We start from the raw sequence: 13,507 nt of genomic DNA, 5'->3' as shown, positions 1-13,507 counted from the left end.
GAGGCCTTCCCATGCGCATGACCCTAACCATCGCCCTCGGCGGCCTGCTCGCGATGCCGCTGCACGCGGCGGAACTGACCGTCGACATCGAGATCCCGCAGATCAGGGTCGCCGAATACCACCGCCCCTACGTCGCGGTGTTCGTGGAAGGCGCCGATGGCAAGGCCGCGGCCACGCTCGCGGCCTGGTACATGATGAAGGACACCGACGAAGGCCACGGCACCAAGTGGCTGCCCGACCTGCGCCAGTGGTGGCGCAAGGCCGGCCGCACGCTCGATGTGCCGGTAGATGGCGTGACCGGGCCGACGCGCCCCGCCGGCCGCCACGCAGTCAAGATCGATTCCCGCGATCCGCGCCTGGCCGTGCTCAAGCCCGGCCGCTACACGCTGGTGGTCGAGGCCGCGCGCGAAGTCGGCGGGCGCGAACTGCTGAAGATTCCCTTCCAGTGGCCGGCGACGTCGGCGCAGTCGGGGAAGGCACAGGGCACCAGCGAGCTCGGCGCCGTGGCGCTGGCCATCAAGCCCTGAGCCACCCCACCCCATTCCCGAGATCCCGGAGACCGTCCCGATGAAGAACACCCTCGCGCTTGCCCTCGCGCTCGCCGCCGCCCTGCCGCTCGCCGCCCATGCCCACAAGGCCTGGCTGCAGCCCTCGCAGACGGTGATTGCCGGCACCAACCCGTGGATCACCGTGGACGCCGCGGTGTCCAACGACCTGTTCCATTTCAACCACGTGCCGCTGCGCACCGGGAACCTGGCGATCACCGCGCCCGACGGCAGCCGCGCCGAGGCGCAGAATCCGGCCACAGGCAAGTTCCGCAGCGTGTTCGACCTGGAACTCACGCAGCAGGGCACCTACCGCATCGCCGTGGTCAACGCGGGGCTCACCGCGAGCTGGCAGGAAGACGGCAAGCCGAAGCGCTGGCGCGGCAACGCCGCGAGCTTCGGCACCGAAGTGCCGAAGGACGCGCCGGAGCTCAAGGTCACGCAGAGCGTGAGCCGCGTGGAAACCTTCGTCACCAACGGTTCGCCCAACGACACCGCGCTGCAGCCGTCGAACCAGGGCCTGGAGCTGGTGGCCATCACCCATCCCAATGACCTGTTCGCCGGTGAAGAGGCGCGCTTTCGCATGCTCGCCGACGGCCAGCCCGCCGCCGGCATCGCGTTCGAGATCACCCGCGGCGGCACGCGCTACCGCAACGCGCAGGAAGAGATCCTGGTGACCACCGACGCCAACGGCGAGTTCGCGGTGACTTGGCCGCAGGCCGGCATGTACTGGCTGGAGACTTCGCTGGAAGACGACAAGCCGAGCCTGCCGCAGGCCGGCGCGCGCCGCCTCGGCTATGTCGCCACGCTCGAAGTGCTGCCGCAGTAATGGGGGCGGCGGGCACCGTTGCCGCACCCGCGTCAGGACGGGTGGTCCACGCGCTGGGCGGCGAGAGCATGGGCACGCGCTGGCAGGTCAGCCTGGCGGCGGCGGGCGCTTCCGACCTCTATCCCCTGCACGCGGGCATCCAGGCAACGCTCGAACGGGTGGTGGCGCAGATGAGCAGCTGGGAATCCGGCTCTGACCTGTGCCGCTACAACCGTGCGCCGGCCGGCAGCTGGCAGAGGCTGCCGCAGCCGTTTTTCGACGTGCTGCGCGCATCGCTGCGCGTCGCCGAAGCCAGCGACGGCGCCTGTGATCCAACCGTCGCACCGCTGGTCGACCTGTGGGGCTTCGGCCCGGCGGGCGGCGCCGGCCGCATCCCGGAGGCTGCCGCGGTCGCTGCCGCGCGTGCACGCGTCGGCTGGCAGCGCGTCACGCTGGACGGCGCCGGCCAGCGCGCGCTGCAACCCGGCGGCGTGGCGCTCGACCTGTCGGGCATTGCAAAGGGGCATGGCGTGGACGCGGTGGCCGCGTGGCTGCGCGCGCAGGGTGTCCGCGCCGCTTTGGTCGAGGTCGGAGGCGAGCTCTACGGCTATGGCAGCAAGCCCGATGGCAATCCCTGGCGCGTGCTGGTCGAAGCCTGGCCTGACGAAGGCGACGACTGCGAGGCCCTGCCCCCCTGCGTGCTCGCGCTCGACGGCCGCGCCGTCGCCACGTCGGGCGACCACTGGCATCGCTTCGCGCACGACGGCCGCGTGTTCGCCCACAGCATCGATCCGCGCAGCGGTGCGCCGGTGGCGCATGCACCGGCCGCGGTCACCGTACTGGCCGATGACGCCCTGCATGCCGACGCCTGGGCGACCGCGCTGACGGTGATGGGTGCCGAGGCCGGCTTCGAGTTCGCACAGGCGCGCGGCATCGCCGCGCGCTTCGTCGTCCGCGCTGGCGATCAGTCCGCCGCCGATGTCGCCTGCCACGCCGGTGCCGTCGGCGGCACCGCGGTGCGCGTCCACGCGACCGACAGCTTCCACGCAGCGCTCGCAGGGTGAGTGCGCCAGGCGAATCGCGGGCTGCACGGGCCGCGCCGCGCGACCGTGCCCGCGTCGGCAACTGGCTTGCGCTGTTCGCATTGGCCGGCACCGCGGCGGCGCTGCTGCCGCTGCACGGCGACCGCTGGTGGATCGCGGCGCCGCCCCCGGCACGCAGCTGGTTGGCCGCACTCGTGGCCGTGGCCTGGGTTACCGGCAGCGCGGGAATCCTGTGGCGCGCGCGCCGCGCGGCGCGCACGCGCGAGGCCGCCGATGCCGCGTCCGGTGAAAACGCGGGCGACAGCGACTGGCTGGTGCTGCACGCCAGCCAGACGGGATATGCGGAGGACGTCGCGGCTCGCACGACGGCCGCCCTGCGCAGCGCCGGCCAGCGCGCGCGGCCGCGCGGACTGGCGCAGGTCGACCTGGCGATGCTGGCGGCGGCGCGGCGCGTACTGTTCATCGCCAGCACCACCGGCGAAGGCGACCCGCCGGATCCCGCGCTGGCCTTCGTCCGCGACGTCATGCGCCCGGGGACGCTCTTGCCAGGCCTGCAGTACGCCGTGCTCGCACTGGGCGATCGCAGCTATCGCCACTACTGCGGGTTCGGGCATCAGCTGGAGCGCTGGCTGCGCGATGCCGGTGGCGAGGCCCTGTTCGACCTGGTCGAAGTCGACAACGGCGATCCCGCCGCGCTGCGCCACTGGCAGCACCACCTGGGTGTCGCCACCGAGGCCACCGGGCTCCCGGACTGGTCGCCGGCCGAATACCAGGCCTGGACCCTGGCCGGGCGCGTCGAACTCAATCCCGGCAGCCCGGGCGCGGGCGTGTACGAACTCCGGCTCGCGCCGCCCGCCGGCGCGGCGGCGTCGTGGCGCGCCGGCGACATCGCCGAAATCGGGCCGCGCCAGTCGCCCGCGGCGGTCACCGCCCTGCTGGCGCAGCTGCGACTCGACCCCGCGACGCAGGTGCGCGTGCCGGAGACCCCGGGCGTGGCGGACAGCGCCGGGATGGCGGATGCGGCCGGCACGGCGTCGCTTGCCGACGTGCTGGGCCGCTCGCACCTGCCAGATCCAGCCGCCGCGTCCGGCCTCGCCGCCGCCGCGCTGGCGGCCGTGCTGCAGCGACTCCCGCATCGCGAATACTCGATCGCCTCGATCCCCTCCGAAGGCGACATGCGCCTGCTGCTGCGGCGGATGCTGCGCCCCGACGGCACGCCCGGCATCGGCAGCGGCTGGCTCTGCGACCACGTCGCGGTCGGTGGCCCGGTCGCGCTGCGGATCCGCGCCAACCGCAACTTCCGCGGCCCCGACACGCAGCGCCCGATGCTGTTGATCGGCAACGGCACCGGCATCGCCGGCCTGCGTGCGCATCTTGCCGAGCGCATCGCCGCCGGCGCACGGCGCAACTGGCTGCTGTTCGGCGAACGCCACGCCGATCGCGATTTCCATTTCGGCGACCGGATCGCCGCGTGGCTCGCCGCAGGCGAGCTGGCGCGCCTCGACCTGGCGTTCTCGCGCGACAGCACCGGCGCCACGGCCACGCTGCCGGCAGGCGCGCCGGCGGATGGGCGCGCCGGTGTGCATGACGGCCATGTGCAGGATGCGCTGCGGGCCCAGGCCGCCCGGCTGCGCGCGTGGGTCGACGAAGGTGCCGCGGTGTACGTCTGCGGCAGCCTGCGCGGCATGGCACCCGGGGTGGATGGCGTGTTGCGCGACGTCATCGGCCGCGCCGGCGTGGACGCCATGCTTGCCGACGGACGCTATCGCCGCGACGTCTACTGAGCGTCGGCGGCCGGCTCCAACCGCACCAGCAACACCTCGCCGCCACCGTCCAGCACATGCCGGCAGCGCTGCGCGCCTGCGCCGAGCAGGACGGTGTCGCCCATGGCCAGCCGCAGCGGCGACGCCACGCTGCCGGAGACCGTCGCCTGGCCGGCCACCAGGTACGCCGCCCAGCACGTGCCCGGATCGACGAACACAACCATGGCGCCCACCAGCGGCCGATGCCACAACTGCGCGGCCACCGCCTGCGGGCGCCACATCAGGTTGAAGACCTCCGCGCGCATGCCAACCAGCTTGCAGTGCGCCGCGCGCCCGCCGGAGAAGCGCAAGCGGCCATGTGGCGGCAGCAGCGCGTGCGCGCCGGACTCGTTGCCGTCGAACCGCAGCTGCAGCCCGTCGCCGGACAGCAGCACCTGTTCGCGCTCGACCCCCGCCAGGCGCGAGAAGTCGCCGTCTGCGGTGATCTCGGCGATCGACAAGCGCCAGTCCCAGTCCTCGCCGGGCCCGCCGCCTCCACGCCCCTCGGCATGGATCTCCCGCGTCCAGCCGCCGCCGTTGTGCCAGCGCACGCGGCGGTATTCGTTGGCGGGAAGATGCCGCGCGTGTGCTGCTGGAGGCTGCATCCGCGCAGTGTAGAGCGCAGCGCCGGTACTGGCCGCCGCCCGGCGCGCGTCCCTGCGGCCGGGTGGCGGAACGCATGCAGGCAGGCGCCTGCCAGCGGGGCGTGGCAGTCCCCGCCGCCGCCACATCGCCTCCCTGCGATGCGGCCGGTGCTTGCCCCGCGGCTCAGCGCTGCGCGGCAGCCGGCTTCGCCGCGGCCGGCCTGGCAGAGGCGGCGGGCTTGGCGGCCGCGGCCGCCGGCTTGGCCGCCGCGCCACCCGCCACCACGATGCGGTCGCGGTTCTTCTCGATGGTCTTCAGGCCCACGCCCTTGACGTTGGCGAGTTCGTCCGCGCTCTTGAACGCGCCGTGCGCCTTGCGGTGGGCGACGATGGCCTCGGCCTTGGCCATGCCGATGTTGACCAGCACGCGTTCGATGGTGGCGGCGTCGGCGGTGTTGATGTTCACCTTGTCGCTCGCGAGGGCACCGCCGGCCAGCAGCAGCGACAGCAGCACCGGGGCAAGCACGTTTTTCAGCAGGATCATGGCGTTCTCCTTGGGTGTTGGAATCCGTTCCGCCGGGCCTTCCTGGCACCGGCAGCGCCAGTGTCGGGGGCGGCGGACGTCCATTCCCATCGCCCGCGGGCACGCGCGGCTGCCGGGCGGCAGCCCGCCGTGGCGTGCGGAAAGTCCCACCCGGCGCCCGGGAGTAGAATCGTGGTTTTCCACCGCAAGGCCCGAAATGGACGCCAGCAGGTTCAACCCCACGCTCGTCGAGCGCCATGTCTCCGCCAAGTGGGATGACGAGATCGTCCCCCAGCTCGTCGAGTACATCCGCATCCCCAACAAGTCGCCGATGTTCGACACCGACTGGGTGAAGAACGGTTTCATGGACGACGCGGTCAAGCTGATGGAAGGCTGGGCACGCCGCCAGGACATCCCCGGCATGCAGCTCGAGGTGGTGCGCCTGGAAGGCCGCACGCCGCTGATCTTCATCGAGATCCCGGCCGCCCACGGCGGCCGCGACGACGACTGCGTGCTGCTCTACGGCCACCTGGACAAGCAGCCCGAAATGACCGGCTGGGACGACGACCTCGGCCCCTGGAAGCCGGTGCTGCGCGACGGCAAGCTCTATGGCCGCGGCGGCGCCGACGACGGCTACGCGATCTATGGTTCGCTGACCGCGATCCTCGCCCTGCACGAGCAGAAGATCCCGCATGCGCGCTGCGTGATCCTGATCGAGGCCTGCGAGGAGTCCGGCAGCTACGACCTGCCCGCCTACGTCGATCATCTCGCCGAGCGCATCGGCCAGCCGTCGCTGGTGGTCTGCCTGGATTCCGGCTGCGGCAACTACGACCAGCTGTGGTGCACCACGTCGCTGCGCGGCCTGGCCGGCGGCAACTTCTCGGTCAAGGTGCTTGACGAAGGCGTGCATTCCGGCGACGCCTCCGGCGTGGTCCCATCCAGCTTCCGCCTGCTGCGCCAGCTGTTGTCGCGCATCGAGGACGAAGACACCGGCCGCATCCTGCTCGACGGCCTGCACGCGGAGATCCCCGCCGACCGGCTGACGCAGGCGAAGATGTGCGCCGAGGTGCTGGATACCGCGGTGTTCGACAAGTTCCCGTTCCTGCCCGGCATGACGCCGATGAACGACGACCTCACCGAACTGGTGCTCAACCGCACCTGGCGGCCGGCACTGTCGGTGACCGGCGTCGACGGCATGCCGCCGCTGGCCTCGGCCGGCAACGTGCTGCGCCCGCACACCGCGGTGAAGCTGTCGTTGCGCCTGCCGCCGACGCTCGACGGCAAGCGCGCCGGCGAACTGCTGCAGGAAGCGCTGCTGCGCGACCCGCCGAACGGCGCCGAGGTGACGCTGGACCTCGAGAAGGCGTCGACGGGCTGGAACGCGCCGGCGATGGCGCCGTGGCTCGAGCGCGCGATCGATGCCGCCAGCCAGGCGTTCTTCAAGCGTCCGGCGATGTACATGGGCGAAGGCGGCTCGATCCCGTTCATGGGCATGCTCGGGGAGAAGTTCCCCGGAGCGCAGTTCATGATCACCGGCGTGCTCGGCCCGCACTCCAATGCCCACGGCCCCAACGAGTTCCTGCATATCGAGATGGGCAAGCGCGTCACTGCCTGCGTTGCGCGGGTGATCGCCGAACACCAGGCCGCCAGCGCGCGTGGCGAGACCAGCGGCGGTGCGGCGGTCGCCGACAGCGGCACGCGCCACGGCGACCACGGCTGCTGCTGAGCCGGCGGACAGGGCTGGCGCACTGGCGCCGGCCCTGCCAAGCTCGCCATTCATCCATCAAGTAAGGGGAGCGCATGGACGGTGTATTCGGCGGCGACAGCTGGCTGTGGATCATCCTCGTCGGCCTGGTCGTTGGCGTGCTCGCGCGCCTGATCAAGCCCGGCAAGCAGAACATCGGCATCATCCTGACCATCGTGCTGGGCATCGTCGGCGCGCTGCTCGCCGGCTGGGTTGGCCGCATGCTGGGCTGGTATGGGGAAAGCGAGAAAGTCGGTTTCATCGCCTCGCTGATCGGCGCGGTGATCCTGCTGTTCATCGCGGAAATGATCAACGGCAAGCGCCGCAGGCGCTGACGCACGGGAACAGGCATGACGAAGAAAGCCGGGCATCAGCCCGGCTTTTTTCATGTCAGTCCAGCAGCATCGCGATCACCCGCTCGGCCAGGCGTTCCGGCGGCTCGGCCGTGGTGTCGAGCACCAGCTCGGCATGTTCCGGCGGCTCGTATGCCGAGTCGATGCCGGTGAAATGCGGCAGTTCGCCGCGGCGCGCCTTGGCATACAGGCCCTTCACGTCGCGGCGTTCGGCCTCGGCCAGCGGGGTGTCGACGAACACCTCGATGAACTCGCCTGCGTCGAACAGCTCGCGCGCCGACCGGCGCTCGGAGCGGAACGGCGAAATGAAGCTCACCAGCACGATCAGGCCAGCATCCGTCATGAGCTTGGCCACGTGCGCCACGCGGCGCAGGTTTTCCACGCGATCCTCGTCGGTGAAGCCGAGGTTGCGGTTGAGGCCATGGCGCACGTTGTCGCCGTCGAGCAGGTAGGTGTGGAGGCCGCGCGCCAGCAGGCCGCGTTCCACCAGGTTGGCGATGGTCGACTTGCCGGCGCCCGACAGGCCCGTGAACCACACGCAGCGTGGCCGCTGGCCCTTGATCGCGGCGCGCGCGTCGCGATCCACGTCCAGCGACTGCCAGTGGATGTTGTCGGCGCGGCGCAGGCCGTGGCGGATCATGCCCGCACCGACCGTGGCGTTGGTGAGCGGGTCGGCCACGACAAAGGCGCCCAGCACGGGTTCGTTTGCGTAAGGCGCGAACGCGGCCATCGCGTCCAACGACAGCGTCACCTCACCGATGTCGTTGGCCTGCAGGCGTTTGGCGGCCAGCGGCTGCAGCGACTCGGGATCGAGCAGGTGCCTGATCTCGCCGATTCGCGCGCCCAGCACGCGGGTGCCGAGCTTGACCAGGTAGCGGCGGCCCGGCAGCAGCGGGGACGCGTCGAACCACAGCAGGTCGGCGCCGAACTGGTCGCTGACCGCGAGCGGCGCGGCGGCCGCGGCGAGCACGTCGCCGCGCGCGGCATCCACATCCTCGGTCAGGCGAACGGAGATGGCGTCGCCGGCGTGCGCGGTGTCCGCCTCGACGCCGGCGCGATGCAGGGCGGCGACCGTCGCCGCGACACCCGCGGGCTGGACCTGCAGCGCATCGCCGACGCGCAATGTGCCGGACGCCAGCGTGCCGGCGACCCAGCGCTCACCGGCGTCACCGCGCACGACCAGTTGCAGCGGGAGCCGCGCCGGCAGCTGCGCGCCGCGTTCCGGCACGTCGACAGCGTGCAGGTGCTCGAGCACGGTGGGGCCGTCGTACCAGGGCATGGTGGCCGCGTGCGTCGCGACGTTCTCGCCGCTCGCGGCGGCCAGCGGGATCGCGGTGACGCCGGTGATGCCGAGCTTCGCCGCGTGCGCGCGGTACGCGGCCTCGATCGCGTCGAACACCGCGCGGTCGTGGCCGACGCGGTCCATCTTGTTGACCGCGAGCAGCACGTGGCGGATGCCGAACAGCGCCGCGATCGCGGTGTGGCGCATGGTCTGCGGCAGCAGGCCACGGGTGGCGTCGACCAGCACGATGGCGAGGTCCGCGCGCGAGGCGCCGGTGGCCATGTTGCGCGTGTACTGCACGTGCCCGGGGCAGTCGGCGATCAGGAAGCGGCGGCGCGGGGTTTCCAGGTGCCGCCAGGCGACGTCGATGGTGATGCCCTGCTCGCGCTCGGCGTCCAGGCCATCGAGCAGCAGCGCGTAGTCGATGTCGTCGCCGCGGGTGCCGTGCGTCGCGCTGGCCCGCGCCAGTGCGGCGCGTTCGTCATCGGGCACGCGCCCGGCTTCGGCCAGCAGGCGTCCGATCAGCGTGCTCTTGCCGTCGTCGACGCTGCCGCAGGCGACGATGCACAGGATGTCGCGCGCCATCAGAAATAGCCCTCGCGCTTCTTCTTTTCCATCGAATCCCCGTCGGCGTGGTCGATCAGCCGCCCGGCGCGCTCGGACTGGGTGCCCGCCTCCATCTCGGCGATGATCGCGTCGAGGTCGCCGGCGTTGGACTCCACGGCGCCGGTCAACGGATAGCAGCCGAGCGTGCGGAAGCGCACGCGGCGCATCACCGGCTGCTCGCCGGGCGCGAGCACGAAGCGCTCGTCGTCGACCATCAGCAGCGCGCCGTCGCGTTCCACCATCGGGCGATCGGCGGCGAAGTACAGCGACACCACCGGGATCGCCTCGCGGCGGATGTAGCGCCAGACATCGAGCTCGGTCCAGTTGGACAGCGGGAACACGCGCATGCTCTCGCCCGGCCCGACGCGTGCGTTGTACAGGTCCCACACCTCCGGGCGCTGGCGGCGCGGATCCCAGCGCTGGTTGGCGTCGCGGAACGAGAACACGCGCTCCTTGGCGCGCGACTTCTCCTCATCGCGGCGTGCGCCGCCGACCGCGGCGTCATAGCCGCCGGCGGCCAGCGCCTGCTTCAGTGCCAGGGTCTTCATCACCTCGGTGTGGCGGCTGGCGCCATGGCTCTGCGGGCCGATGCCGTCGCGCAGGCCGTCGGGGTTCACGTGCACGCGCAACTCCACGCCGGTGTCGGCGACGCGCCGGTCGCGGAACGCGATCATCTCGCGGAACTTCCAGGTGGTGTCCACGTGCAGCAGCGGGATCGATGGCCGCGCCGGCGCGAACGCCTTCAGCAGCAGGTGCAGCAGCACCGAGCTGTCCTTGCCGATCGAGTACAGCATCACCGGGTTGCGGCACTGGGCCGCCACCTCGCGCAGGATGTGCAGGCTTTCGGCCTCGAGGCGGTCGAGGTCGCGGTCGTGGCTTGCCGTGCTCATGAGCGCCCGTACACGTCCTCGTAGCGGACGATGTCGTCCTCGCCCAGGTAGTCGCCGGACTGCACCTCGATCAGCTCGAGCATCTCCGTGCCCGGGTTCTCGAGGCGGTGCTTCGCGCCGAGCGGGATATAGGTCGACTGGTTGGCGTGCAGCTCGAACACGTCGTTGTCGCGGGTCACGCGCGCGGTGCCGCGTACCACGATCCAGTGTTCGGCGCGGCGCGTGTGCGACTGCAGCGACAGCCGGCCGCCGGGCTTGACCTTGATGCGCTTGACCTGAAACCCCGCGTCCTGGTCGATCGAGTCGTAGCTGCCCCAGGGCCGGTGCACCTCGCGGTGCAGCACGGCGTGGCTGCGCTGCTCCGCCTTGAGCAACGCCACCACGTCCTTGACCTGCTGCACGCGGTCCTTGTGCGCCACCAGCACCGCGTCATCGGTCTCCACCACCACCAGGTCGTCCACGCCGACCAGCGCCACCAGCCGCCGCGCATAGGCGTAGCTGTTGCGGCTGTCGACGGCGATGACATCGCCATGGCCGGCATTGCCGTCGGCATCCTGCTCGCTCACCTGCCACAGCGCCGACCACGAGCCGACGTCGTTCCAGCCGATGTCGACCGGCAGCACCATCGCGCGGTCGGTGTTCTCGAACACCGCGTAGTCGATCGAGTCCGACGGGCTGGCGGCGAACGCGTCCTTGTCGAGGCGCACGAAGTCACCATCACGGGCAGCACCGGCGAACGCCTTGCGCACGGCCGCGAGGATGTCGGGGCGGAACCGGCCCAGCTCTTCGAGATAGCGCGAGGCGCGGAACAGGAACATGCCGCTGTTCCAGTAGTAGCCGCCCGCGTCCAGGTACTGCTGCGCGGTGGCGGCATCGGGCTTCTCGACGAAGCGCCGCACCTGGCGCACGCCGTCGCCGGCTTCGGCGTGGATGTAGCCGAAGCCGGTTTCCGGCGCGTCGGGCACGATGCCGAACGTGACCAGCGCACCGGCTTCGGCGGCCGGCATGGCGGCCTGTACCGCGGCGCGGAACGCGTCCGCATCGCGCACCACATGGTCTGAGGGCAGCACCAGCAGCAGCGGGTCGTCGCCGGCTTCGCCGGCCTGCAGCGCGGCGGCGGCGATTGCCGGCGCGGTGTTGCGCCCGACCGGCTCGAGCATGATCGCGGCATCGGCCATGCCCACCAGGCGCAGCTGCTCGGCGGCGAGGAAGCGGTGCTCCTCGTTGGCGACCACGATCGGCGCGCGGCTGGCGAGCGGCGCGACCCGCAACCAGGTGTCCTGCAGCATGGTGTGCTCGCCGGCCAGCGCCAGGAACTGCTTGGGATAGGCCTCGCGCGACAGCGGCCAGAGTCGCGTCCCGGAACCACCGGACAGGAGCACGGGTTGCAGCTGGGTCATCTCGCCTCGATTCACATGCTGTCGGACTGGAAGCGCGGAGTTTACCCTGTGGGCCCCCGCCGCCTGGACGCCGACGAGCCCGCATGACCCCTGATCCCGACGACCTTCGCGCGCAGGCGCGCCTGGACTGGGCGCGCACGGCAAGCGGCGATCACGCCCTGCGGCTTGCGCGCGCGTCCACCGATGCCGGCTTCCGCAGCTACTGGCGCGCGACCGGCACCGACGGCGCGACCACCATCGTCATGGACTCGCCGCCCGACAAGGAAGACGTGCGGCCGTGGCTGCGCGTGCTGGCGCTGCTGGCCGGAGGCGGCGTGCGCGTTCCGGCGGTACTCGCGCGCGATACCGGACAAGGCTTCCTGCTCCTCGAGGACCTCGGCATGGACACCCTGCTGCAGGTGGTCGACGCCGGCAATGCCGATGCGCATTTCGACGCCGCCATCGGGCAACTGCTCAGGCTGCAGGCGATCCCGGCGCCGGCCGACCTGCCGCGCTACGACGAGGCGCTGCTGCAGCGCGAGCTGCGCCTGTTCGACGCATGGTTCCTGGCCCGCCACCTCGGCGCGGCACTGGGCGACGACGACCACCAGGCACTCGACAGCGTCTACCGCACGCTCATCGCCAGCGCGCTGGGACAGCCGCAGGTGCTGGTGCACCGCGATTTCATGCCGCGCAACCTGATGCCGGTCGCGGGTGGCCCGGCGGTTCTGGATTTCCAGGACGCGGTGGCGGGCCCGGTGGCGTACGACGCGATCAGCCTGTTCAAGGATGCGTTCCTGAGCTGGCCGGCCGCGCGCGTGGACGCCTGGCTGGCCGGCTACCACGCCCGCGCGCGCGCCGCCGGCGTGCCGGTGCCAGCCGCGCTGGCGCAGTTCCGCCGCGATGCCGACCTGATCGGCGTGCAGCGGCACCTGAAGGTGCTCGGCATCTTCGCGCGGCTGAAGCATCGCGACGGCAAGCCGAAGTACATCGCCGACGCGCCGCGCTTTCTCGCCTACCTTGACGACGTGGTACCTCGGTATCCGGAACTCGCGCCGCTGTCAGGCGTGCTCGATCGCCACGTGCGTCCGGCGCTGGCGGCTGCCACGCAGCCATGAGCGGCACGCGATGAAGGCCCTGCTGCTGTGCGCTGGCCTCGGCGAGCGCATGCGGCCGCTGACCGACACCATGCCCAAGCCGCTGCTCGCCGCCGGCGGCAAGCCGCTGGTCGCCTGGCACCTGGAAAAACTGGCCGCCGCCGGCGTGCGCGAGGTCGTCATCAACACCTCGTGGCTGGCGCCGCGTTTCGCGGAAGTGCTCGGCGATGGCGCGCGGTGGGGCCTGCGCATCGCGTACGCCTACGAGGGCGCGGTGCCGCTGGAAACCGGCGGCGGCATGCTGCACGCGCTGCCGCTGCTGGGCGACGCGCCGTTCATCGCCGTCAACGGCGACATCTGGTGCGACCACGACTTTGCGCGCCTGCCCGAATCACCCGCGGGCGAGGCCCACCTGGTGCTGGTCGACAACCCGGCCCACCACCCCGGCGGCGACTTCGCGCTGGCCGCTGGCGGGCTGCTCACGCCCGGCGGCAGCGGGGCGCTGACCTTCGCCGGCATCGGCGTGTACCGGCCCTCGTTGCTGGCCGCCTGGCGGGCCGTCATCGGCGACGCGCCGGGAGCGGGCGATGCGCCACCGCGCTTCAAGCTCGCCCCCCTGCTGCGCGCGGCGATGGCGCGCGGCGCGATCACCGGCGAACACCACCACGGGCGCTGGACCGACGTCGGCACGCCAGCGCGACTGGCGACGCTGTCCGACGCCCTGGACGGCGTGGCACGCGGCATCGAAGGCGCCTGACGGCTGGAACCCGCGCGGCAGGGGCCGCGGAACGCCTGCGGCATCGCCTGACGCCCACGGCGCGTATGCTGCCGGCCTGGCCCGTCCGCAGGTC

At 71.8% G+C, this 13,507-nt stretch carries 13 protein-coding genes; 8 read left to right on the top strand and 5 right to left on the bottom strand.

The features are described 5' to 3' along the window. Positions 1-11 precede the first annotated feature (11 nt). The 4 genes from IDM46_RS03280 to IDM46_RS03265 are packed head-to-tail and all read left to right on the top strand — an operon-like array spanning position 12 to position 4,180. Positions 12-527, top strand: coding sequence for a DUF2271 domain-containing protein (locus IDM46_RS03280; RefSeq protein ID WP_185114797.1), 516 nt, complete (start codon positions 12-14; stop codon positions 525-527). Positions 528-567: 40 nt separating this feature from the next. Further along, positions 568-1,374, top strand: coding sequence for a DUF4198 domain-containing protein (locus IDM46_RS03275; protein WP_185114796.1), 807 nt, complete (start codon positions 568-570; stop codon positions 1,372-1,374). Continuing rightward, complete coding sequence (locus IDM46_RS03270; protein ID WP_223878016.1) at positions 1,374-2,417, top strand: FAD:protein FMN transferase; 1,044 nt, start codon at positions 1,374-1,376, stop codon at positions 2,415-2,417. Before IDM46_RS03275 ends, IDM46_RS03270 begins: the two co-directional genes overlap by 1 nt. Beyond that, positions 2,414-4,180, top strand: a complete 1,767-nt coding sequence (locus IDM46_RS03265; protein ID WP_185114794.1) for a sulfite reductase flavoprotein subunit alpha — start codon at positions 2,414-2,416, stop codon at positions 4,178-4,180. The genes IDM46_RS03270 and IDM46_RS03265 overlap by 4 nt, the downstream gene beginning before the upstream one ends. Here IDM46_RS03265 and IDM46_RS03260 read toward each other — a convergent pair. Together IDM46_RS03260 and IDM46_RS03255 are read right to left on the bottom strand one after the other, a co-directional pair. After that, positions 4,174-4,803: a HutD family protein gene (locus tag IDM46_RS03260; RefSeq protein WP_185114793.1), complete on the bottom strand. Its 630-nt coding sequence runs from the start codon at positions 4,801-4,803 to the stop codon at positions 4,174-4,176. The genes IDM46_RS03265 and IDM46_RS03260 overlap by 7 nt on opposite strands. 163 nt (positions 4,804-4,966) lie before the next feature. Further along, a complete protein-coding gene (locus IDM46_RS03255; RefSeq protein ID WP_182822564.1) occupies positions 4,967-5,326 on the bottom strand; it encodes a ComEA family DNA-binding protein in 360 nt (119 codons plus the stop codon). A gap of 196 nt (positions 5,327-5,522) precedes the next feature. On the opposite strand from IDM46_RS03255, the gene IDM46_RS03250 reads away from it, so the two are divergent. Both IDM46_RS03250 and IDM46_RS03245 read left to right on the top strand, forming a co-directional pair. Further along, positions 5,523-7,031, top strand: coding sequence for a M20 family metallopeptidase (locus IDM46_RS03250; RefSeq protein ID WP_185114792.1), 1,509 nt, complete (start codon positions 5,523-5,525; stop codon positions 7,029-7,031). A 74-nt stretch (positions 7,032-7,105) separates the two neighbouring features. Beyond that, a complete protein-coding gene (locus tag IDM46_RS03245) occupies positions 7,106-7,384 on the top strand; it encodes a GlsB/YeaQ/YmgE family stress response membrane protein (RefSeq protein WP_182822567.1) in 279 nt (92 codons plus the stop codon). A gap of 55 nt (positions 7,385-7,439) precedes the next feature. Here the strand turns inward: IDM46_RS03245 and cysC are convergent, their stop codons facing one another. From cysC to IDM46_RS03230, 3 genes are read right to left on the bottom strand one after another with little or no spacing between them, the layout of a single operon-like run. Next, a complete protein-coding gene (gene cysC / locus IDM46_RS03240) occupies positions 7,440-9,269 on the bottom strand; it encodes an adenylyl-sulfate kinase (RefSeq protein WP_185114791.1) in 1,830 nt (609 codons plus the stop codon). Beyond that, positions 9,269-10,180, bottom strand: a complete 912-nt coding sequence (cysD, locus tag IDM46_RS03235; protein WP_185114790.1) for a sulfate adenylyltransferase subunit CysD — start codon at positions 10,178-10,180, stop codon at positions 9,269-9,271. The genes cysC and cysD overlap by 1 nt, the downstream gene beginning before the upstream one ends. Beyond that, complete coding sequence (locus tag IDM46_RS03230; RefSeq protein WP_182822573.1) at positions 10,177-11,580, bottom strand: mannose-1-phosphate guanylyltransferase/mannose-6-phosphate isomerase; 1,404 nt, start codon at positions 11,578-11,580, stop codon at positions 10,177-10,179. Before IDM46_RS03230 ends, cysD begins: the two co-directional genes overlap by 4 nt. Positions 11,581-11,663: 83 nt before the next feature. Here IDM46_RS03230 and IDM46_RS03225 point away from each other — a divergent pair, with 83 nt between their 5' ends. Continuing rightward, positions 11,664-12,677, top strand: coding sequence for a phosphotransferase (locus IDM46_RS03225; protein ID WP_182822576.1), 1,014 nt, complete (start codon positions 11,664-11,666; stop codon positions 12,675-12,677). Positions 12,678-12,687: 10 nt separating this feature from the next. After that, entirely contained in the window at positions 12,688-13,413 is a 726-nt protein-coding gene (murU, locus tag IDM46_RS03220; RefSeq protein ID WP_182822578.1) for an N-acetylmuramate alpha-1-phosphate uridylyltransferase MurU, read from the top strand. Positions 13,414-13,507: the final 94 nt, after the last annotated feature.

The organism is Luteimonas sp. MC1825 (assembly GCF_014764385.1).
Classification (GTDB): Bacteria; Pseudomonadota; Gammaproteobacteria; order Xanthomonadales; family Xanthomonadaceae; genus Luteimonas.
This window is presented reverse-complemented; position numbering and strand designations above follow the sequence as displayed.

What these genes read in the sequence shown, in the direction of transcription:
- cysC (WP_185114791.1), bottom strand. Translation starts at nt 9,269, where the DNA reads ATGGCGCGCGACATCCTGTGCATCGTCGCCTGCGGCAGCGTCGACGAC.
- IDM46_RS03280 (WP_185114797.1), top strand. Translation starts at nt 12, where the DNA reads ATGCGCATGACCCTAACCATCGCCCTCGGCGGCCTGCTCGCGATGCCG.
- IDM46_RS03275 (WP_185114796.1), top strand. Translation starts at nt 568, where the DNA reads ATGAAGAACACCCTCGCGCTTGCCCTCGCGCTCGCCGCCGCCCTGCCG.
- IDM46_RS03245 (WP_182822567.1), top strand. Translation starts at nt 7,106, where the DNA reads ATGGACGGTGTATTCGGCGGCGACAGCTGGCTGTGGATCATCCTCGTC.
- cysD (WP_185114790.1), bottom strand. Translation starts at nt 10,180, where the DNA reads ATGAGCACGGCAAGCCACGACCGCGACCTCGACCGCCTCGAGGCCGAA.
- IDM46_RS03255 (WP_182822564.1), bottom strand. Translation starts at nt 5,326, where the DNA reads ATGATCCTGCTGAAAAACGTGCTTGCCCCGGTGCTGCTGTCGCTGCTG.
- IDM46_RS03225 (WP_182822576.1), top strand. Translation starts at nt 11,664, where the DNA reads ATGACCCCTGATCCCGACGACCTTCGCGCGCAGGCGCGCCTGGACTGG.
- IDM46_RS03250 (WP_185114792.1), top strand. Translation starts at nt 5,523, where the DNA reads ATGGACGCCAGCAGGTTCAACCCCACGCTCGTCGAGCGCCATGTCTCC.
- IDM46_RS03270 (WP_223878016.1), top strand. Translation starts at nt 1,374, where the DNA reads ATGGGGGCGGCGGGCACCGTTGCCGCACCCGCGTCAGGACGGGTGGTC.
- IDM46_RS03260 (WP_185114793.1), bottom strand. Translation starts at nt 4,803, where the DNA reads ATGCAGCCTCCAGCAGCACACGCGCGGCATCTTCCCGCCAACGAATAC.
- murU (WP_182822578.1), top strand. Translation starts at nt 12,688, where the DNA reads ATGAAGGCCCTGCTGCTGTGCGCTGGCCTCGGCGAGCGCATGCGGCCG.
- IDM46_RS03230 (WP_182822573.1), bottom strand. Translation starts at nt 11,580, where the DNA reads ATGACCCAGCTGCAACCCGTGCTCCTGTCCGGTGGTTCCGGGACGCGA.